The sequence below is a fragment of the Microbacterium sp. genome (assembly GCF_036823965.1).
Classification (GTDB): domain Bacteria; phylum Actinomycetota; class Actinomycetes; order Actinomycetales; family Microbacteriaceae; genus Microbacterium.
In genome coordinates this window covers 38398-57008 of sequence record NZ_DAITBE010000005.1, presented here as the reverse complement: position 1 = coordinate 57008, position 18611 = coordinate 38398, and the positions used below count along the sequence as shown (strand labels likewise).

General features: G+C 67.9%; 20 protein-coding genes. 18 read left to right on the top strand and 2 right to left on the bottom strand.

Annotated elements, in window-relative coordinates:
• From V7Z82_RS10055 to rpsN, 13 genes are all read left to right on the top strand, one after another.
• The gene (locus V7Z82_RS10055; RefSeq protein WP_334151502.1) at nt 1-822 is read left to right on the top strand and encodes a carbohydrate ABC transporter permease; all 822 of its coding nucleotides are present in this window, start codon (nt 1-3) and stop codon (nt 820-822) included.
• A 150-nt stretch (nt 823-972) separates the two neighbouring features.
• The gene (locus tag V7Z82_RS10050; protein WP_334150932.1) at nt 973-2664 is read left to right on the top strand and encodes a glycoside hydrolase family 13 protein; all 1692 of its coding nucleotides are present in this window, start codon (nt 973-975) and stop codon (nt 2662-2664) included.
• A 130-nt stretch (nt 2665-2794) separates the two neighbouring features.
• The gene (locus V7Z82_RS10045) at nt 2795-3778 is read left to right on the top strand and encodes a metal ABC transporter solute-binding protein, Zn/Mn family (protein ID WP_334150930.1); all 984 of its coding nucleotides are present in this window, start codon (nt 2795-2797) and stop codon (nt 3776-3778) included.
• A 104-nt stretch (nt 3779-3882) separates the two neighbouring features.
• Complete coding sequence (locus V7Z82_RS10040) at nt 3883-4692, top strand: metal ABC transporter ATP-binding protein (protein WP_334150928.1); 810 nt, start codon at nt 3883-3885, stop codon at nt 4690-4692.
• Entirely contained in the window at nt 4689-5549 is an 861-nt protein-coding gene (locus tag V7Z82_RS10035) for a metal ABC transporter permease (protein WP_045278375.1), read from the top strand. The genes V7Z82_RS10040 and V7Z82_RS10035 overlap by 4 nt, the downstream gene beginning before the upstream one ends.
• Before the next feature lie 153 nt (nt 5550-5702).
• On the top strand, nt 5703-6119 hold the full coding sequence (locus V7Z82_RS10030; RefSeq protein WP_334150922.1) for a Fur family transcriptional regulator: 417 nt from the start codon (nt 5703-5705) through the stop codon (nt 6117-6119).
• A 2-nt stretch (nt 6120-6121) separates the two neighbouring features.
• On the top strand, nt 6122-7144 hold the full coding sequence (locus V7Z82_RS10025) for a permease (RefSeq protein ID WP_334151501.1): 1023 nt from the start codon (nt 6122-6124) through the stop codon (nt 7142-7144).
• Nucleotides 7137-7934 carry a TIGR03943 family putative permease subunit gene (locus V7Z82_RS10020; protein ID WP_334150919.1) on the top strand — a complete coding sequence of 266 codons (798 nt, stop codon included), beginning with the start codon at nt 7137-7139 and terminating at the stop codon, nt 7932-7934. Before V7Z82_RS10025 ends, V7Z82_RS10020 begins: the two co-directional genes overlap by 8 nt.
• Nucleotides 7924-9717, top strand: a complete 1794-nt coding sequence (locus V7Z82_RS10015; RefSeq protein WP_334150917.1) for a hypothetical protein — start codon at nt 7924-7926, stop codon at nt 9715-9717. Before V7Z82_RS10020 ends, V7Z82_RS10015 begins: the two co-directional genes overlap by 11 nt.
• A 1-nt stretch (nt 9718) precedes the next feature.
• The gene (locus tag V7Z82_RS10010) at nt 9719-10471 is read left to right on the top strand and encodes a DNA-3-methyladenine glycosylase (RefSeq protein ID WP_334150915.1); all 753 of its coding nucleotides are present in this window, start codon (nt 9719-9721) and stop codon (nt 10469-10471) included.
• Nucleotides 10472-10597: 126 nt separating this feature from the next.
• The gene (gene rpmB, locus V7Z82_RS10005; RefSeq protein WP_042540533.1) at nt 10598-10834 is read left to right on the top strand and encodes a 50S ribosomal protein L28; all 237 of its coding nucleotides are present in this window, start codon (nt 10598-10600) and stop codon (nt 10832-10834) included.
• Nucleotides 10834-11004, top strand: a complete 171-nt coding sequence (gene rpmG / locus V7Z82_RS10000; RefSeq protein ID WP_017203558.1) for a 50S ribosomal protein L33 — start codon at nt 10834-10836, stop codon at nt 11002-11004. The genes rpmB and rpmG overlap by 1 nt, the downstream gene beginning before the upstream one ends.
• 3 nt (nt 11005-11007) lie before the next feature.
• A complete protein-coding gene (gene rpsN / locus V7Z82_RS09995; RefSeq protein ID WP_017829734.1) occupies nt 11008-11313 on the top strand; it encodes a 30S ribosomal protein S14 in 306 nt (101 codons plus the stop codon).
• A gap of 61 nt (nt 11314-11374) precedes the next feature.
• On the opposite strand, the gene V7Z82_RS09990 is transcribed toward rpsN, so the two are convergent.
• Nucleotides 11375-12703 (bottom strand): purine-cytosine permease family protein, encoded by a 1329-nt coding sequence (locus V7Z82_RS09990; protein WP_334150889.1) that lies wholly within the window; start codon nt 12701-12703, stop codon nt 11375-11377.
• 129 nt (nt 12704-12832) lie between these two features.
• Nucleotides 12833-14239 carry a helix-turn-helix domain-containing protein gene (locus tag V7Z82_RS09985; RefSeq protein WP_334151500.1) on the bottom strand — a complete coding sequence of 469 codons (1407 nt, stop codon included), beginning with the start codon at nt 14237-14239 and terminating at the stop codon, nt 12833-12835.
• Between the two features lie 146 nt (nt 14240-14385).
• Between V7Z82_RS09985 and pxpA the strand changes: the two genes are divergently transcribed.
• From pxpA to V7Z82_RS09960, 5 genes are read left to right on the top strand one after another with little or no spacing between them, the layout of a single operon-like run.
• Nucleotides 14386-15114, top strand: coding sequence for a 5-oxoprolinase subunit PxpA (gene pxpA / locus V7Z82_RS09980; protein ID WP_334150887.1), 729 nt, complete (start codon nt 14386-14388; stop codon nt 15112-15114).
• A 22-nt stretch (nt 15115-15136) separates the two neighbouring features.
• Nucleotides 15137-15376, top strand: coding sequence for an acetyl-CoA carboxylase (locus V7Z82_RS09975; RefSeq protein WP_334150885.1), 240 nt, complete (start codon nt 15137-15139; stop codon nt 15374-15376).
• A complete protein-coding gene (locus V7Z82_RS09970) occupies nt 15376-16719 on the top strand; it encodes an acetyl-CoA carboxylase biotin carboxylase subunit (RefSeq protein WP_334150882.1) in 1344 nt (447 codons plus the stop codon). The genes V7Z82_RS09975 and V7Z82_RS09970 overlap by 1 nt, the downstream gene beginning before the upstream one ends.
• Nucleotides 16716-17618 (top strand): 5-oxoprolinase subunit B family protein, encoded by a 903-nt coding sequence (locus V7Z82_RS09965; protein WP_334150880.1) that lies wholly within the window; start codon nt 16716-16718, stop codon nt 17616-17618. The genes V7Z82_RS09970 and V7Z82_RS09965 overlap by 4 nt, the downstream gene beginning before the upstream one ends.
• The gene (locus V7Z82_RS09960) at nt 17611-18579 is read left to right on the top strand and encodes a biotin-dependent carboxyltransferase family protein (RefSeq protein ID WP_334150877.1); all 969 of its coding nucleotides are present in this window, start codon (nt 17611-17613) and stop codon (nt 18577-18579) included. The genes V7Z82_RS09965 and V7Z82_RS09960 overlap by 8 nt, the downstream gene beginning before the upstream one ends.
• The last annotated feature ends 32 nt before the right edge of the window (nt 18580-18611 follow it).

The following is an 18611-nucleotide window of genomic DNA, read 5'->3' as shown; positions in this document are numbered from 1 at the left end:
ATGGAGCGCGTGAACTGGTCGGGCACGATCATCCTGATCCTGTGCGCCGTCACGGTGCTGCTGCCGCTGTACGTGACGATCTCGATGGCGTTCAAGACGACCGGCCAGGCGGTCGACGGCAACGCGTTCTCGCTGCCGGCCCCGTTCAGCATCGAGGGCTTCGTCGAGGCATGGAACCTCACCAAGTTCCCGGTCGGTGCAGGCATCTCGCTGCTAGTGACCGCGGGTACCGTGGTCGCCACGATCATCCTCGCTGCCTTCGCCTCGTACGCGATCGTCCGCAACTGGGACCGCAAGCTGTTCCGGTACTCGTTCTTCTACCTGCTGGCGGCGATGTTCATCCCGTTCCCGGTGGTCGCACTGCCGCAGATCCAGCTCACCGGACGCGTCGGACTCGACAACCCCTTCGGTGTGATCATCCTCGCGACGATGTTCCAGCTGAGCTTCAGTGTGCTGCTGTTCACGGCGTTCCTCCGCTCGATCCCGATCGAGCTCGAGGAGAGTGCTCGCATCGACGGTGCGACGACCTGGCAGACGTTCTGGCAGCTGATCTTCCCGCTGCTCGCCCCGATGAGCGCCACGGTCGGCATCTTCGCCTTCCTCTACGCCTGGAACGACTTCATGATGCCATCGCTGATCATCTCCGATCCGGCGCTGCAGACGCTGCCGGTGCGGCAGAACCTCTTCCAGAACCAGTTCAGCAACAACTACAACGTGTCCTTCGCCTCATACCTGATGGCGATGGCGCCCGCGATCCTGGCGTACCTGTTCACCCAGCGCTTCGTCATGGAGGGCGTCACGCAGGGTGCCGTCAAGGGGTGATCGGATGCTTCGACGGGCTCAGCGCCCCATGGGGTGGGGCATCAATACCCCATGGGGTGGGGCATCAGCACCCCATGGGTCCCTGAGCTTGTCGAAGGGCGAAGGACCATCGCAGAACAACCGCAACAACCGAAGGAGCAGTTCTCTCTCATGACCGATGCGACTCTCACCGAGACCCGCACATCCGCCGACGCCGCGGCATGGTGGCGTCAGGCGGCCGTCTACCAGATCTATCCCCGCAGCTTCGCCGACGCGAACGGCGACGGACTCGGGGATGTCCCCGGCATCCTCTCCCGCGTCGACTATCTCGCGGATCTGGGGATCGATGCGGTCTGGTTGAGTCCGTTCTATCCGTCGGAGCTGGCCGACGGCGGCTACGACGTGGCGGACTACCGCGACGTCGACCCGCGGCTCGGCACGCTCGCCGACTTCGACGCGATGGTGGCGGCGCTGCATGCGCGGGGCATCCACGTGATCGTCGACATCGTGCCGAACCACAGCTCGGATCAGCATGCGTGGTTCCAGGAGGCGCTCGCCGCCGGCCGTGGCTCGGCGGCGCGCGAGCGCTACATCTTCCGCGACGGATCCGGCCCCGACGGTGCAGAGCCGCCGACGGACTGGATCTCGGTGTTCGGCGGCAGTGCGTGGGAGCGCGTCGAGGACGGCCAGTGGTACCTCCACAACTTCGCGGTCGAGCAGCCGGACTTCAACTGGGATCACCAGGAGGTGCGTGACGACTTCCTGCAGACGCTGCGCTTCTGGTCGGATCGCGGGGTCGACGGATTCCGCGTCGATGTGGCGCACATGCTCACGAAGGATCTCTCCGAGCCCCTGCCGTCGCAGGCCGAGCTCGACGCCATGGATCGCACCTCGGGCACGCATCCGACCACCGACCGCGACGACGTGCACGAGATCTACGCCACGTGGCGCGAGGTGTTCGACTCCTACGATCCGCCCCGCACCGCCGTGGCGGAGGCCTGGGTCGCGACGCCGGAGCGCCGGGCGCGATACGCCTCGGCTGCTGGTCTCGGCCAGGCGTTCAACTTCGACCTGCTCGTCGCCGACTTCGATGCCGAGCAGTTCCGAGGCATCATCGACGACAACCTGCAGCAGGCGCAGCGGTCGGGATCGTCGACCACGTGGGTGCTGTCGAACCACGACGTCACGCGGCACGCGACCCGGTACGGACTCGCCCCGCTCGAGGGACGCGCGGTGAAGCAGGGCACCGAGTGGGTCAAGGCAGGAGGGCCGGCCGACATGATCGACCGTGAGCAGGGCCTGCGGCGCGCGCGTGCGGCGTCGCTGTTCATGCTCGGACTGCCGGGCAGCGCCTATCTGTACCAGGGTGAGGAGCTCGGGCTGCAGGAGGTCGCCGAGATCACGCCGGAGCAGCGCCAGGATCCGGGATTCTTCCGCGGGGCGGCGTTCGACGGACTCGGCAGGGACGGATGCCGCGTGCCGCTGCCCTGGTCGGCCGACGGCGTGTCCTTCGGCTTCGGTTCGGCCGAGGCGCACCTGCCGCAGCCGGCCTGGTTCGCCGAGTACGCGGTGGATGTCGAAGCTGCCGACCCCTCGTCGACGCTCGCCCTCTACCGCGAGGCGCTGCGCCTGCGGCATCCGCTGCAGACCGGCGAGACGCTCGAGTGGATCGAGACCGGACGCCCCGACGTGCTGCGCTTCGCGCGTCCGAACGGCTGGCAGGTCGTCGCGAACTTCGGCACCGAGCCGTTCGAGCTCGGGTCGGATGGCGCTGACGTCGTGCTCTCCAGCGCAGACCTCGACGGCTCGTTGCTCCCGGGCGAGACGACGGCGTGGATCGCGCCGGCCGGACTGCTCGACTGAGCCGCATGGGCTGAGCGTCGCAACGACGCAGGCGTCGCGGATGGCCGCATCCCGGAGTGGGGTGCGGCCATCCGCGTCCGGCCGAGTCGCCGAGTTGATAATGGTTCTCATTAGCACGTAGAGTGTGAGCATGAAGAAGCTCGCCGCCCCCCTCGCGCTCACCTCCGCTGCTGTCCTCGCGCTCGCCGGCTGCTCGGCCACGCCGACGTCGGCCACAGAGGGTGACGGCACGATCCAGGTCGTCGCCAGCACCAACGTCTACGGCTCGATCGCCGCGCAGATCGGCGGCGACCGCGTCGACGTCACCTCGATCATCGAGTCCGCGACGCAGGACCCGCACTCGTACGAGGCCACCGCCCGCGACCGACTGACGGTGCAGAAGGCCGACCTCGTGATCGAGAACGGCGGCGGATACGACGCCTTCGTCGACTCGCTCCTGAAGGACGCCGCCGACCCGCACGTGGTGACCGCCGTCGAGTTCTCGCACGACTTCCCCGGCAACGAGGGGCATGACGAGGAGGGACACGACGAGGCGGAGCACGACCACGCCGACGATGCGGAAGGTCATGAGGGCCACAACCACATCGAGGGCTTCAACGAGCATGTCTGGTTCGACCCGCACACGATGATCCATGTCGTGGAGGCCATCTCCGACGAGCTCGCCGAGCTGGATCCCGAGGGCAAGGCCGACTTCGAGGCGAACGCCGCGAAGATCACGGCCGACCTCGAGGGATTCGAGGCCGACCTGGAGGGGCTCCAGGCGCAGGCAGAGGGCAAGACGGTGTTCATCACCGAGCCGCTGCCCGGCTATCTCGCCGCTGCAGCAGGTCTCACCGACGCGACGCCGGAGGGCTTCGCCGAGTCGGTCGAGGAGGGCAGCGATGTCGCCCCCGCCGTGCTGCTCGAGTCGCTCGACGTGATCAACAGCGGAACGCTGACCGCACTGCTCACCAACGCGCAGACCGGAGGGGCCGAGACGCAGCGCGTCGAGGAGGCCGCGAAGGATGCCGGCATCCCGGTCGTCGCCTTCACCGAGCTGCTCGAGGACGGATCGTCGTACTCTGAGTGGATGCGTGATGCGATTCAGAGCCTCGCCGCCGCGATCCAGTCGTGAGTCGGGCCCTTCGACAGGCTCAGGGACCCAGCGGGGGTTCGGCTCAGGAACCCAGCGGGGGTTCGGCTCAGGGACCCAGCGCTGGCGGCCCGTCGGATGCCGCGGTGCCCGTTCTCGAGATCTCGAACGCCTCGCTGCGCCGTGACGACCGTGAGCTGTGGTCGGGTCTCGACCTGACAGTGAACGCCGGAGAGTTCATCGCCGTGCTCGGGCCGTCGGGCTCCGGCAAGACGACGCTGCTGCGCAGCATCCTCGGACTGCAGCCGCTTTCCTCCGGGACGATCCGCGTCGCCGGCCAGCCGGTGCATCGTGGCAACGCGCGCATCGGATACGTGCCGCAGCAGCGCTCGCTCGCCCCTGACACCAGCATGCGTGCCCGCGACCTGGTCGCACTCGGCGTGCAGGGCAGCCGCTTCGGCTTCCCGATCCCGCACCGCGGTGACCGCGCCAAGGTCGACCACCTGCTCGAATCGGTCGGTGCAGCGCACTACGCCGAGCGCCGGGTGGGGATGCTGTCGGGCGGCGAGCAGCAGCGGCTCAGGGTCGGACAGGCGCTCGCCGACGAGCCGTCGCTGCTGCTGTGCGACGAGCCGCTGTCGAACCTCGACCTCGCGAACCAGGTGGCGGTCACCGACATCATCGACCGCCAGCGCCGTGAGCGCGACGCCGCCGTGCTGTTCGTCACGCACGACATCAACCCGATCCTCGGTCGCGTCGACCGCATCCTGTACATCGCCGGCGGGCGGTTCCTGCTCGGGACGCCGGACGAGGTGCTGCAGACCCGCGTGCTGACGGAGCTGTACGGCACCCCCGTGTTCGTGCTGCGTGCAGGGGACCGCCTCGTGGTCGTCGGAGTGCCCGATGCCGAGCCCCACCACGAGCACGGCGACCATGAGCACGGAGGCGCAGCATGAGGCCGCTGGTCGACTGGAGCGATGTCTTCTCCTTCCAGGACTATGGTGAGCTCGTCGCCCTGCTCGCGAACTCGATCATCGCCGGTGCGGTGCTGGGCATCGTCGGCGGCCTGATCGGGGTCTTCGTGATGCAGCGCGACCTCGCGTTCGCAGTGCACGGCGTCAGCGAGCTGTCGTTCGCGGGTGCGGCGGCTGCGCTGCTGTTCGGTGGCAGCGTCGTTGCCGGGTCGCTCGGCGGCGCGCTCGTCGCTGCGATCCTGATCGGCGTGCTCGGCGCGAAGGCCAGAGATCGCAATTCGATCGTCGGTGTGCTGATGCCGTTCGGCCTCGGCCTCGGCATCCTGTTCCTCTCCCTTTACGACGGTCGCAGCGCGAACCGCTTCAGCCTGCTCACCGGGCAGATCGTGTCGGTGTCGAGCCCCGATCTCGGCTGGTTGATCGGCATCAGCGCGGTCGTGCTGATCGGGCTGCTGGTGATGTGGAACCCGCTGCGGTTCGACTCGCTCGACCCCGAGTCCGCAGCCGCTCGCGGTGTGCCGACGCGTGCGGTGAGCCTGATCTTCATGGTGCTGCTCGGACTCATCGTCGCGGTCAGCGTGCACATCATCGGCGCACTGCTGGTGATGGCGCTGCTGGTCACACCCGCCGCGGCCGCCATGCGAGTCACCGCAGGACCGGTGGCTGTGCCGCTGCTGGCCGCGCTGTTCGGCTTCATCTCGGCCGTCGGCGGCATCCTGCTCGCCCTCGCCGGCACCCTTCCGGTCAGCCCGTACATCACGACCCTGTCGTTCACGATCTACGGCATCTGCTGGATCGTGCAGCGCTCGCGGGCTCGGGTGCGGCGCGTGCGCGCGTGACGTTTCGCGGAGGCCGTGACGTTTCGCGGATCACTTCGTGGTGAAGCGTCCGCGAATCGTCCCCACGCCCGCGAAACGTCGCGTCAGGAGCGACCGATGACCCGACTCGATCTCTCCCAGCCCGCGGCGATGCGCGCGGTTTAGACTCTCGGTATGGCTCAGCGGAACACCTGGCAGCGCGAACGCGTGCGCGAAGCGCTCGCCGACGCGCGCGGATTCGTGAGCGCGCAGAACCTGCATGCCTCGCTCCGCGATGACAACACCGGCATCGGACTCGCCACGGTCTACCGCGCACTGTCGGGGCTGGCCGCCTCCGGCGACGCCGACTCGCTGCAGAGCCCCGAGGGCGAGGCGCTCTACCGCGCCTGCACCACGCAGGGCCACCATCATCATCTGATCTGCCGTTCGTGCGGACTCACGGTCGAGATCGAGGCCAAGGATGTCGAGCAGTGGGCGCACCGCACCGCTGCACTGCACGGATTCACGGATGCCGCGCACGTCGTCGACATCTTCGGCCTCTGCACCCCCTGCGCCAAGAAGCGCGAGAGCGCCGGGGCAGCATCCGCGTGAGCCTGCTCACCCCGCCGCGGCACTCGCATCGCCCGACCCGGTCGCCGCGATCGGCGTGGGTCGGCCTCGGCATCGGCGCGGTCGTCGTCGTCGCGCTGTTCCTGATCGACCAGTTCCTGCCTGCGCTGTTCCCCGCCTCGCTGCCGACCCGCGCGCAGGACGGCCTGACGCTCGCGCTCAGCGTGCTCATCGAAGCGCTGCCGTTCGTGGTGCTCGGCGTCGTGCTCTCGATCGTGGTGCAGGTGTGGCTGCCCGCCGATGTGATCCACCGGTGGCTGCCGAAGCGGGCGTGGGCTCGCCGTGCAGTGCTGTCGCTGCTCGGCATGCTGATCCCGGTCTGCGAATGCGGCAACGTGCCCTTCGCACGCGGACTCATGATGCGCGGGCTCGCCCCGGCCGAGGCGCTGACGTTCCTCATCGCGGCGCCGATCGTGAACCCGATCGTGATCCTCACCACGCACGCGGCGTTCGGGTGGGACGGCGGCATCCTGATCGCCCGTCTCGTCGGCGGCTACCTGATCGCGAACCTGATCGGCTGGATCTTCAGCCGTCACCCCGATCCGAACTCCCTGCTGACGCAGCGCTTCATCGACACCTGCGACCGCGTCACGCACGAGCACGGCACCCCGATGAAGCGCAGCCTGACGCAGTTCCTGGTCGAGCTGCGCGCGGTGATGCCTGCCCTCGTGATCGGCTCGGCGCTCGCCGGCGCTGTGCAGGTGCTGATCCCGCGAGACATGCTGCTCGCGATCGGCTCGAACCCGGTGCTCTCGATCGTCACGATGATGGCGCTCGCGATGACGGTCGCGATCTGCTCGAATGTCGACGCCTTCTTCGCACTGTCGTTCGCCTCGACCTTCTCCTCCGGCGCGCTCATCGCCTTCCTGCTGGTGGGGCCGCTCGTCGACATCAAGATGCTCGCGCTCATGCGCACCACGTTCACCGGGCGCACGCTCGCGGTGATCGTCGGCGTGGTGGTCGCCTCGGCATTCGCGATCGGGATCGGGGTGAACGTCCTTGTCTGAGCAGGTCTCCTCGCGCACTCGCGCACGCGCGCTCGGCTCCCGGTGGTTGGGCGTCGGCCTCGCCGCCCTGATCTCCGTGGTCACGCTCGGACTCGCCGTCACCGGCCGGCTGACGCTGTACATCAGCCCCGAGTCGGTGTGGTTCGCAGCCGCCGCAGCGGTCGTCACCCTGGCCGGAGCGATCTGGTCATGCACGCTGCCGCTCGGCGTCGAGGGCGACCATGGCCATGATCACGGCCATGACGACGTCGTGGATGCCGCTGAGGGCTCCGTGCCCGCGGCATCCCCTCGGCGAACGCTCGCGACGGTCGGCGCCGTGACCGGCGGCGTGATCGCCTCCGGTGTCGTCGTCGCGGCGCTGGTGCTGCCGCCGGCGACGCTCTCGGTCGAGCTCGCGATGTCGCGCGCTGAGGAGCAGACCGCCCTGTTCGCCGGAGCGGACACCGTGTCGCTCGGCGTCGCAGACACCTCGACGTTCGGCGTCGGCGACTGGGCGAGCGTCTTCGCGACCGCGACGAACACGGCAGCCTACGACGGCGCCCCGGTGAAGCTCACCGGATTCGTCACGCCGGGCTCTGACGGCGTGAACCTGACCCGCCTCGTGATCACGCACTGCGTGATCGACGCGCAGACCGCGACACTGCCGGTGACGGTGGATGCCGCCGAGTACCCGACCGGCCAGTGGGTCGAGGTCACCGGCACGATCCGCGCGGATGCCGACGGCGAACTCCACGTCGAGCCGACCGACGTCGTCGCGATCGACGAGCCTGGGGACCCGTATGAGTACTGACGACGAGCGCCCGAACGTCCCGGCGGTCCCGCGGACGCGCGCCGAGATGCGCGCAGCCCGTGAGGCAGAGGCCCGTGCAGCGGATGCTGCGGCTGCAGAGGCGGATGCTCAGGAGGGAATTGCCGAGCCCGACGACTCGGTTGCTGCGCCCGTCGAAGCACCCCAGGCCGTGGACGGGGCCCTTCGACAGGCTCAGGGACCCGCTGCTGTCGAGCCGACGGATTCGGTCGAAGCGCCTGCGACGGAGCCTGCGGTTCCGGTGGCGCCGCGGGACTGGATCGCTGCGCCGAAGGGCTGGGTTGCTGAGCCTGTCGACGCATCCCAGGATGTGGACGGACCCCGTCGACGGGCTCAGGCGCCCACTGCCGTCGAGCCCGAAGACCGGGTTGCTGCGCCGGATCCCGCGAAACCGCGCCCTTCCCGCCGGTTCGTGCTCACGATCGCGGCTGTGCTCGGCGTGCTGGTGCTGATCGGCACCGGGCTCGGCGTCGTCAGCCTGCTCCAGGGGCCGCGGATCACGAATGTCCAGGCCGACCCGCGGCAGGCGATCGAGTCGTCCGGCAGCCGCGTGATCCTCACGGCGAACCAGTCGCTCACCGACATCGACCCTGCGCAGGTCACGGTCGAGCCGGCGGCGCCGTTCACGGTCGATGCGGCGGGCCGCGGCATCGGCATCCGTTTCACCGTCCCCCTCGACGACGACACGAAGTACACGATCACCGTGGCCGACGTCGGCGGCGCCGGGGGTGGGCCGACCTCGACCCTCACCACGAGCTTCACGACACCGGCATCCAACATCTTCCTGCTCACCCGCGACGTCGACGGCGACGACAAGATCTTCCGGACGGATCTCACGGGCGAGAAGGCCGTGCCGGTGTTCGCCGCCTCCGAGATCAACGACTTCCGCGCGACGTCGACGAAGCTCGTCGTGGCAGTCGGCGGCGACGACGGCTCGACGCTGCTCGTGATGAACCGTGACGGCACGGATCAGCGCGAGCTGCCGTTGCCTGGCACGGGGTACGTCGGCGCGATCCAGGTGTCGGAGCGCGGTGGACTCGTCGGATACAGCTACTCCGACGTCGAGCTGAGCGACACCGAGGGCCGCGCGAGCGTGCTGGTGACGCAGTCGCTGACCGGCGACGATGAGCCGCAGGTGACCGAGGTCGCCGGTGTCGAGGCGAGTGTCTTCGCGTGGCAGTTCGTGCCGGACAGCTCCGCCGTGCTGTTCATCGACTTCGACGGCGCCCTCTCGCTCCTCGACCGCTCCACCGACGCCGGCGTGCAGTCGCTCGGGCTGGCGGCGAACATCCAGGGCGTGTCCCGTGGCACGTACACCGCGATCATCGAGCGTCTCGACGGCGCGGTGGTCGAGTTGAACCTCACCGATGGATCCGAGGTGCCGCTCGCGGCATCCGATCCCGACTACGGCGTCGCCAGCACGATCACGCCGTTCCCCGGCGGAACGCTGCGCCACGTCGTCTCCCGAGACGAGAACGGCATCCCCCAGGGGCAGGCGATCATCCGAGTCGGCGACGACGGAGCGGCAGAGCCGATCGTCGAGGTCGGCGCGACCGATTCGATCCTGCAGGCGTGCGCCTCGCCGAGCGGACAGTATGCGGCGGTCGTGATCGCTCCGGACCTCGCGAACAACCCCTACGACGGGATGCTGCTGCCGCTGCCGCAGAACATGGAGACGCATCTGATCGACCTGCGAACCGGAGACGAGATCGTGGCGCTCACCGGCTTCGACGCGTCGTGGTGCCAGACGGCGCCGCGGTTCTGAGGTGGGTGGCTCCGGGCTGCATCGGGCCACGCGCGGCGAGCTGAGCGGGCTCCCCGTCGAGGTCGCGCCGCGGCTGCTCGGTGCGGAGCTGCGCACGATCGTCGCGACGCCGCGCGACGAGGGCGATGCGCCGGTCGAGGTGCGGCTGCGGATCACCGAGGTCGAGGCATATCACGGCGCAGGGACCGGGCCGCTGCCCGACCCCGGTTCGCACGCTCGCATGGGACGCACCGCGCGGAACGCCACGATGTGGGGTGAGCCGGGGCACCTGTACGTCTACCTCAGTCACGGCATCCACTCCTGCGTCAACGTGGTCGCAGGTCGTGAGGGCGAAGCCGGTGGAATCCTGTTGCGCGCCGGCTCCGTGGTCGAGGGGACGGACGCCGCCGCGCGGCGCCGTGGCGCATCCCTGCCGCTCACCGCGGTCGCCCTCCGCGACCTCGCGCGAGGGCCCGGCCGTCTCGGCCAGGCCGTCGGTCTCCGGCATCCGCTCCACGACGGCATCGATGCCGTGACGGGAGAGGCCTGGCACGGCGCCGGTGCCGAGCTCTGGCTCCGGGAGCCGCTCGCGGAGATCGCGACCGGACCTCGCGTCGGTGTCGCCGGCATCGCAGGGACGGATGCCTTTCCGTGGCGCTTCTGGATACCGGGCGACCCGACCGTCTCGCCGTTCCGCTGGGGGAGGGGCGCGCAGTCGGCGAGTCCGCAGCATCCGACCCCCGACACGCCCGGGTCCGGAGCCATGCTAAACTGACTCCTTGTCTGCGCACACTCCTGTGCGCAGTTCGCATGCTGTCGGGCCTCGAGGGGTCGGATCGCGTGCAGACAAGGGATCTTGGGTGGGGCCGTCTGGCCTCACGGTAGAGAAGGAGTCACCATCATGGCAGCAGTGTGCCAGGTGACCGGAGCTGTTCCCGGTTTCGGTCACAACGTCTCGCACTCGCACCGCCGGACGAAGCGCCGCTTCGACCCGAACGTGCAGAAGAAGACCTATTTCGTCGCATCGCTCGGTCGGAAGATCACGCTCAACGTGTCCGCCAAGGGCATCAAGGTGATCGATGTCCGCGGCATCGAGAACGTGGTCAAGGACCTCCAGGCGAAGGGTGTGAAGCTCTAATGGCCAAGAAGGCTCAGGACGTCCGTCCGATCATCAAGCTGCGTTCGACGGCAGGTACGGGTTACACGTACGTGACGAAGAAGAACCGCCGCAACACCCCCGACCGCCTCGTGCTGAAGAAGTACGACCCGGTCATCCGTCAGCACGTCGAATTCCGAGAGGAGCGTTGATCAATGGCTAAGAAGAGCAAGATCGCTCGCAACGAGCAGCGCAAGGTCATCGTCGAGCGTTACGCAGAGCGTCGCGCCGAGCTGAAGAAGACCCTCGTCGACCCGAACGCCACCGACGAGGCCCGCGAGGCCGCACGCGTCGGCCTGCAGAAGCTGCCGCGCAACGCGTCGCCGGCTCGCGTGCGTTCGCGCGACGTCATCGACGGCCGCCCCCGTGGTGTCCTCACGAAGTTCGGCATCTCGCGTGTCCGCTTCCGTGACATGGCACACCGTGGCGAGCTGCCCGGCGTGACCAAGTCGAGCTGGTAAGTCTCAGCAGACAAGGGGCGAGGATCTTCGGATCCTCGCCCCTTTCGCGTCCCCAGGGGTGTCAGGCCAGGTGCTGCTCGTCGATCTTCGGCGCCCCCGCGGTCGCGATGGTGGGCGGTGGCTGCAGGCTGAAAGCGAGCCAGGATCCCACCGCCGCTATCACGAAGGTGATCACCGGTGCGAGTGCCCCGAACACGGTTGCTCCGGCGAGCTCGGTGAGCAGGATGCCGACGGTCGCGGCCACGACCCAGGCGAGGGCGCCCAGTGACACCGCGGGAAGCTTCTCCCGGCGCACCTCGGGGACCACGTCCTTGCCGCGCAGCATCCAGATGAAGACCAGTGCGATCGCGACCCAGGCGACGACGAAGACCCCCTGCCAGGCCAGAGCCTTGAGCAGCCACGAAACCACGTTGGTCAGCATCAGCACGTAGGTGATGATGCCCGCGACGATCACCCACACCCATCGTGGCAGCGCGAGACGGAATACCCGGGTGGCGAACGCGTCGAGGTTGCTGGAGGCGAGGAAGTAGTTCGCGGTGTTGATGCGGGTCTGCGAGATGAAGATCACCAGCAGGCCGAAGAAGCCCATGGAGCCGAGGAAGGCGTCGACGACACCCGTCTCGCTGCCCTCATGTCCGGTCGTAGCGATGATGTAGATGCCGACGAGGCCGTTCACGATGAAGGTGAAGAAGTAGAACACCCAGCCGAAGGTGAACTGGCCGTGGAACTTCTCGTCGTTCTTCCGTCCCATGCGTGCGTAGTCGAACGTGTACATCATCATGATCCATACCCCCATGTAGATCAGGTACGAGGTGACCCAGCCCGGAAGAGGCCCGGCAGCTGCGACGTCGAAGATGCTCGTCGGTGCGCCGTACTTCACGGTCGCGAAGACGACCACGAGGATGAGGCCGAGAGCATAGATCGGCAGCAGGAAGCCGTTGAGGCGGTCGAGCCATTTCTGCACAGGTCCGGAGGCGAGCGGGATCGCGTAGGCGACGACGAGCGCGTACCAGAGGTTGAGCTCACCGCCGAATGTCTTCTGGAACGCGATCGCGATGATCGAACCCTCGAAGACGCAGTAGTAGATCGCGGTTGCAGCGAAGATGAGGGTCGCAAGGGCCGATCCGACGAGACCGAACATCGACCGGGAGGTCAGTTCGACAGTCAGCCCGGTGCGGGCGGCGTGCCGGGAGAGGATGAGGTTGACGACGCCGTAGGTGGCGACGGTGAGCACCATTCCGATGATGGTGTCGACGAGACCGACCGCTCCGGCGGAGGCGACAGCGACGTAGATCCAGAACATGGCGGAGAAGAGGGCCCACCAGGCCATCGAGAGCGACCATCGGGGGGCTCGTTCGGACGTGGGCATGACGTAATCGGCGTAGGCCACAGGGGCTCCTTCGGGTGGGCTGTGCGCGCAGGACGGCAGAGTGCCGGTGAGCAGTGAATGTAGTGACCTGGACGCCGCGAAGGAATCGGCCGATTGCCCTGTGTTGCGCGGACGGCTATGCAGACTGCACTACGAGGCGACGACGTGCAGGGCGAGGAGCAGGGTTGCGCGGATCTCGCCGTCCTGCAGGTCGACGCCCAGCAATTTCTCGATGCGCCGGATGCGATAGGCGAGGGTGTTGCGGTGGATGAACAGCTCGTCGCCCACGGCTCGCACCGTGCCGCTGTGGCGGAGATACGAGCGCAGCGTCTCGGTGAGAGTGCCGGTGGGATCGGCTTCGTCGAGCGGCGCGAGCACGCGATGAGACAGCGATCGGAGGCCGGACGATGGCAGCGAGCGCACGATCGAGGCGATGTCGAGCGCGGGCAGCGTGCGCACTCCGGCGACGAACGGCTCCCGTGTCGCCATCCGCAGGGCGAGAGACAGCTCCTCGAAGGCGAGATTCTCCGCGAAGACGACGCCGACTTTGGCGGCATCGATCGTCGCCGTCACGCTGTCGACGATGCGGCCCTCGCCGGACGGGTGCTGGAGGAGGAACACGGTGCGCTCCGGCTGTTCGAAGAAGCACACGACCCCGAATCGTGACTCCAGATGCACCTGCAGGCGCCACGCGATCAATCGCGCGTTCGCCGTCGATGCTGAGGGCTCGCAGGCGATGGCGATCAGTTGCCACGGCGCGCTCGTATCGAAGCCCGCCGATTCGGCGAGGAGGATGAGATCGTCCGGTGCCGTTGCGTCATCGAGGGCGGCCTGCACGAGCTGCGCTCCGGCCGCGGAATGCAGCGGCGAGGAAGAGGCGAGTGTGTACGACAGCTGCATCGCCAGCACAGCAGCGACCGGACCGAGCAGCGGCTGAAGGAGCTGGTCCTCCGTCCCGCCGCGGATGCGAAGCGTGAATCGCGCACCGGAGCCGCCCGGCAGCGCCAGCATCGTGGATGGGGCACCCGACCGTGCCGTCGGGCCGGCCGAGGCGAGCGCGAAGTCGCCGGGGTCCATCAGCTCGACCTGCGCGACGATCTCTTCTGCGATGCGCTCCAGCACAGTCACGATCGGCACGCCGTGAGTGGCGAGACGCGTGCAGTCGTCAGCCAGTTCCCACCCCGCTCGCACGACTTCGTATCGCTGCGCGGCCAGCTCCTGCCAGATGTGCCGCGAGAACTGCAGCAGCGGAAGATCCTCGGGCAGCTCGAGGAGGGGGATGCCGTGCTGATCGCATGCTGCGATCAGTCCGTCCGGTACAGCCCCGTGGACTCGACCCACGCTGAACGCCAGAGCGCTGATGGGCACGGAGGCGAGGCGCTCGACGTACGCCTCCCAGGTGCGGAGGTCTTCGAAGTGCAGGGCCATGCCGGTCGTGAGCATGAGTTCGCCGCGCTGCAGGAATGGAGTCGGATCCATCAGCTCTGACTGCGCGCATCCGCTGATAGGGCCGTTCAGATGGCCGTGATCGCGGTCGGTCCGCAGAGCGATTCCCATGACGTCGTCATCGAGCAGATCTAGGACACGCATGGATCTCTCCGATGTTCATGTCGAGTCGTGTTGTGCAGAGTTCACTTGCATGCTGCGCAGAATGAGCATACTGCCCAACGATGCAGACGGCGAGTGGCGGCTACTGTGGCCGCATGGCAGCCCGGGAACGCGTACTCATCAACTCTGATATGGGCGAGGCATTCGGCCTGCACTCCTTCGGCAATGATCCGGAGCTGATGCAGATCATCGATCTCGCCAACGTCGCGTGCGGCTTCCACGCCGGCGACCCGGGAGTCATGCGCGAAACCGTCGCGCTCGCCAAGAAGCACGACGTGCGCGTGGGCTCGCACCCGGGACTCCCCGACCTCGTCGGCTTCGGCCGCCGACGGATGACGATGCGGCCCGACGAGGTCGAATCGTTGATCCTGTATCAGACGGGCGCGCTCCTCGGCTTCCTGCACGCAGCAGACATGCCGCTGAACCACGTCAAGCCGCACGGCGCGCTCTGGGGGATGCTCGCGGACGATGCCGAGCTCATGCGGGCGGCGGCCAGGGCGGTGCGCGTCTTCGACGTTCCGTTCCTCGGACTCGCCGGCACCCAGCACGACCGCGTCTGTGCGGAGGAGGGCGTCCCCTTCATCGGGGAGCTCTACGTCGACATGAACTACAACCCGGACGGAACGCTGGCGCTCGTCCGTGCCGCGCATCAGACCGACCCGCAGGCGGCATCCGACCGTGTCGCCACGGCGCTTCGCGGCGAGCCCATCGCGGCCGCCGACGGCTCACTGATCGACGTGCGCTTCGCCAGCGTTTGCGTGCACTCGGACTCCCCAAACGCTCCCGATGTCGCTCGCGCCGTGCGCGCGACCATCGACGCTTGAATCCGCAACGAAAGGACGGCTCATGGCCGATATCGTCTCGCCACTGCCCGGCATCTTCTATCGCAAGCCCGGACCGGGCAAACCCGTCTTCGTCGAGGAGGGAGACACGGTCGAAGTCGGACAGGCCATCGGAATCGTCGAGATCATGAAGCAGTTCTCCGAGATCCGCTCCTCGGCGGCCGGCATCCTCTCTGCTTTCGCCGTCGAAGACGGCGGCATGGTCAACCCGGGCGATGTGATCGTCACGGTCACCGCGAACTGATGCGCCGCCTGCTCATCGCGAACCGTGGCGAGATCGCCGTGCGGATCGCGAAGTCCGCGCGTGCGCTCGGGATCGAGACCGTCACCATCGCGTCGGAACCCGATCGCGACTCCCTGGCGACCCGGGTCGCCGATCAGTCGATCGTGATCGGTCCGGCCGCCGCGAAGGACTCCTACCTCAATCCGGAGGCGGTGCTGGCCGCAGCCAAGGAGACGGGCTGTGATGCGGTCCACCCCGGCTACGGATTCCTCAGTGAGAACGCCGGCTTCGCGCGCGCCGTTCAGGACGCCGGACTGATCTGGGTCGGCCCCGACCCAGACACCATCGAGCTGATGGGCGACAAGTCCAATGCGATCCGCGCGGCTCGTGCGGCCGGGGTGCCGGTTCTCGCCGGAAGCGGTGGACCGCTCGGCCCCGAGGACGACGCTCTGGCGATCGCCCGCCGCGTCGGCTACCCCCTGCTCGTGAAGGCGAGTGCGGGCGGCGGAGGCCGCGGCATCCGTCATGTCGCCGTCGAGAGCGAGCTGCTCTCGACGATCGAACTCGCCCAGACAGAGGCGGGGAGCGTCTTTGGCGACCCGAGTGTGTACCTGGAACGCTTCGTACCCCACGCGCGGCACGTCGAGGTGCAACTCCTCGGCGATGGCGAGAACTGCGTCCACCTGGGCGACCGTGACTGCTCGCTGCAGCGCCGCTCGCAGAAGGTGGTCGAGGAGGCCCCCGCACCATCGATCCCCGATCATGTCCGCGAGCAGATGCGCGCGTCGTCCGTTCACCTGGCGGTGTCGAGCGGATACCGCGGCGCCGGCACCGTGGAGTTCCTCTATGACGCGGAGCGCGAGGAAGCCGCCTTCATCGAGATGAACACGCGGCTCCAGGTGGAGCACACGATCACCGAGGAGATCACCGGGATCGACCTCGTCGCGGAACAGCTGCGGATCGCCGACGGCGGGGCGCTCGGATACGTGCAGGAGGACATCCACCTCCACGGTCACGCGATCGAATGCCGGATCAACGCCGAGGATCCTTCGCAGGGCTTCTTCCCGAGCCCCGGCACGATCTCCGTGCTCGAGTGGCCCGAGGGGACCCGCGCCGATTCCGGTTTCGAGGCCGGCGACGTCGTGGCGCCCTTCTACGACTCGATGATCGCGAAGCTGATCGTGCACGCCGCGACCCGCGAAGAGGCGATCAGCGCCATGAAACGGGCGCTGGAGAGCACGCGCATCGCGGGCATCAAGACGACGATCCCGCTGCATCTCCGTCTGCTCGAGGACCCTCAGGTCCTCGGGATGACGCACCACACCAAGACCATCGAGAGCGGCACGATCCTGGAGGAGCTATGACCCCGTCGACCAGCGCGCCGAGCGCGTCGCGGTACACATGGGGAGGGGACGAGTTCCTCTTCGTCGAGGTCGATGAGGCGATGAGCCTGTCGGCCAACTTCACCGTGATGGCGATAGCGAAAGAGCTTTCGGCAGGCGCGCACGACGGCATCGTCGACATCTGCCCCGCGAACGCTTCCCTGCTCGTCCGGTTCGATCCGGACCGACTCTCACACACAGCGCTCGAGGCGATCGTGAGGAACATCGAGAACGGCATCGGAAGTCAGGGGGGTGCGGAGCTCTGCACCCGGATCATCGATGTGCCGGTCTGGTACGACGACCCCTTCACCGCCGAGGTCGGCGCGCGGTTCCGGGAGGGCTACCACCAGGATCCGACCGGCAACGATCTCGACTACGCCGCAACCGTGAACGGACTGGAGGGCCGGGCCGAGTTCATCCGTCGCCACCAGTCGCAGCCATGGATCGTGAGCATGGTCGGCTTCGTCGCCGGGCTCCCGTTCCTCTACCAGCTCGTGGAACAGGAGCAGCAGCTGGTGGTTCCCAAATACCTCAGCCCGCGCACCGACACACCCAAGCTCACCATCGGTCATGGCGGATGCTTCGGAGCAATCTACTCCGTGCGGGGAGCGGGTGGCTATCAGATGTTCGGGGTCGTCGCGCCGCCGATCTACGACCCGGAGCAGCGGCTCGCGGACTTCACCGAGTCGTCGGTGCTGTTCCGGCCGGGCGACATCGTCAGGTACCGATCGGTGGAGAAGGACGAGTACGAAGCGATCCAGGCTGAGGTCGAGGCAGGGACCTGGCGCTGGCGTCAGGCACCGGTGACGTTCTCCCTCGAGGCCTGGCAGCGCGATCCCGAGACGGCGAACCGGAAGATGATGGAGGCCCTCGATGCTTGAGGTCGTGCAACCCGGTCTTCAGACCACGGTCCAGGATGAGGGGCGGCCCGGCTACTACAGCCTCGGCTTCCCGCAGGGCGGTTCAATGGATCAGGAGTCCGCTCGCCTTGCCAACGCTCTCGTGGGCAACGAGTCATCGGCGGCGGTGCTCGAGTGCACCTATATCGGACCTGTCCTTCGTGCTGCTGTCTCCATGACGGTCGCGGTGGCAGGAGCACCCGTCGACGTGCTCGTCAACGGCGAACCGCGCGAGGAGTGGACGCGGATCGACCTGGAGGCGGGGGACACGTTGTCCTTCGGCATGATCCAGGGTGGCACCAAGTACTGGATCGCGGTGCGCGGCGGCATCGATGTGCCCGAGGCGCTGGGCAGTCGCTCGACATACGTGATCGGCGCGATCGGCGGAGTCGGCGGTCGCGCGGTCGCAGCGGGAGACGAGCTCCCGGTGGGGACGTCGGCGCTGCCACTGCCGGCCGCCGACGCACTCGACGCCCGCCACCGGCCTTCGTTCCCACGATCACAGGAACTGCGCATCGTGCGCGGATTGTACGACCACCTGCTCACAGACGAAGGCATCCGACGTCTCGTGGAAGAGGAATGGACGCTGACTCCGACGGCTGACCGGATGGGACTGCGCTACGACGGGCCCGGTGTCGAGTGGCGTGAACGTGAGCAGCCATTCGGTGCGGGTCAGGACCCGTCCAACATCGTCGATGCGGGTTACGCGGTGGGATCGATCCAGATTCCCGGTGGCACGCAGCCGATCGTTCTGCATCGCGATGCGGTCTCCGGCGGCGGGTATGCCATGGTCGCGACGGTCATCTCCGCGGACATGGATCTGCTGGCTCGCGCGGCGCCCGGTACGGTCACCCGGTTCGTGCCGGTGAGCATGGACCAGGCCCTGGAGGCTCGGCGACAGCGGACCGCCCGGATCGATGCTGCCGTCGCATCGCTCGGCTAGGCGTCGCGCCGAAGGGGCGAGGACTCACGGAT

Coding starts and splice junctions, on each gene's coding strand:
- V7Z82_RS10015 (WP_334150917.1), top strand. CDS start 7,924: ATGAGTACTGACGACGAGCGCCCGAACGTCCCGGCGGTCCCGCGGACG.
- V7Z82_RS10030 (WP_334150922.1), top strand. CDS start 5,703: ATGGCTCAGCGGAACACCTGGCAGCGCGAACGCGTGCGCGAAGCGCTC.
- rpsN (WP_017829734.1), top strand. CDS start 11,008: ATGGCTAAGAAGAGCAAGATCGCTCGCAACGAGCAGCGCAAGGTCATC.
- pxpA (WP_334150887.1), top strand. CDS start 14,386: ATGGCAGCCCGGGAACGCGTACTCATCAACTCTGATATGGGCGAGGCA.
- V7Z82_RS09960 (WP_334150877.1), top strand. CDS start 17,611: ATGCTTGAGGTCGTGCAACCCGGTCTTCAGACCACGGTCCAGGATGAG.
- rpmG (WP_017203558.1), top strand. CDS start 10,834: ATGGCCAAGAAGGCTCAGGACGTCCGTCCGATCATCAAGCTGCGTTCG.
- rpmB (WP_042540533.1), top strand. CDS start 10,598: ATGGCAGCAGTGTGCCAGGTGACCGGAGCTGTTCCCGGTTTCGGTCAC.
- V7Z82_RS09985 (WP_334151500.1), bottom strand. CDS start 14,239: ATGGGAATCGCTCTGCGGACCGACCGCGATCACGGCCATCTGAACGGC.
- V7Z82_RS10035 (WP_045278375.1), top strand. CDS start 4,689: ATGAGGCCGCTGGTCGACTGGAGCGATGTCTTCTCCTTCCAGGACTAT.
- V7Z82_RS09970 (WP_334150882.1), top strand. CDS start 15,376: ATGCGCCGCCTGCTCATCGCGAACCGTGGCGAGATCGCCGTGCGGATC.
- V7Z82_RS10045 (WP_334150930.1), top strand. CDS start 2,795: ATGAAGAAGCTCGCCGCCCCCCTCGCGCTCACCTCCGCTGCTGTCCTC.
- V7Z82_RS10055 (WP_334151502.1), top strand. CDS start 1: ATGGAGCGCGTGAACTGGTCGGGCACGATCATCCTGATCCTGTGCGCC.
- V7Z82_RS09975 (WP_334150885.1), top strand. CDS start 15,137: ATGGCCGATATCGTCTCGCCACTGCCCGGCATCTTCTATCGCAAGCCC.
- V7Z82_RS10050 (WP_334150932.1), top strand. CDS start 973: ATGACCGATGCGACTCTCACCGAGACCCGCACATCCGCCGACGCCGCG.
- V7Z82_RS09965 (WP_334150880.1), top strand. CDS start 16,716: ATGACCCCGTCGACCAGCGCGCCGAGCGCGTCGCGGTACACATGGGGA.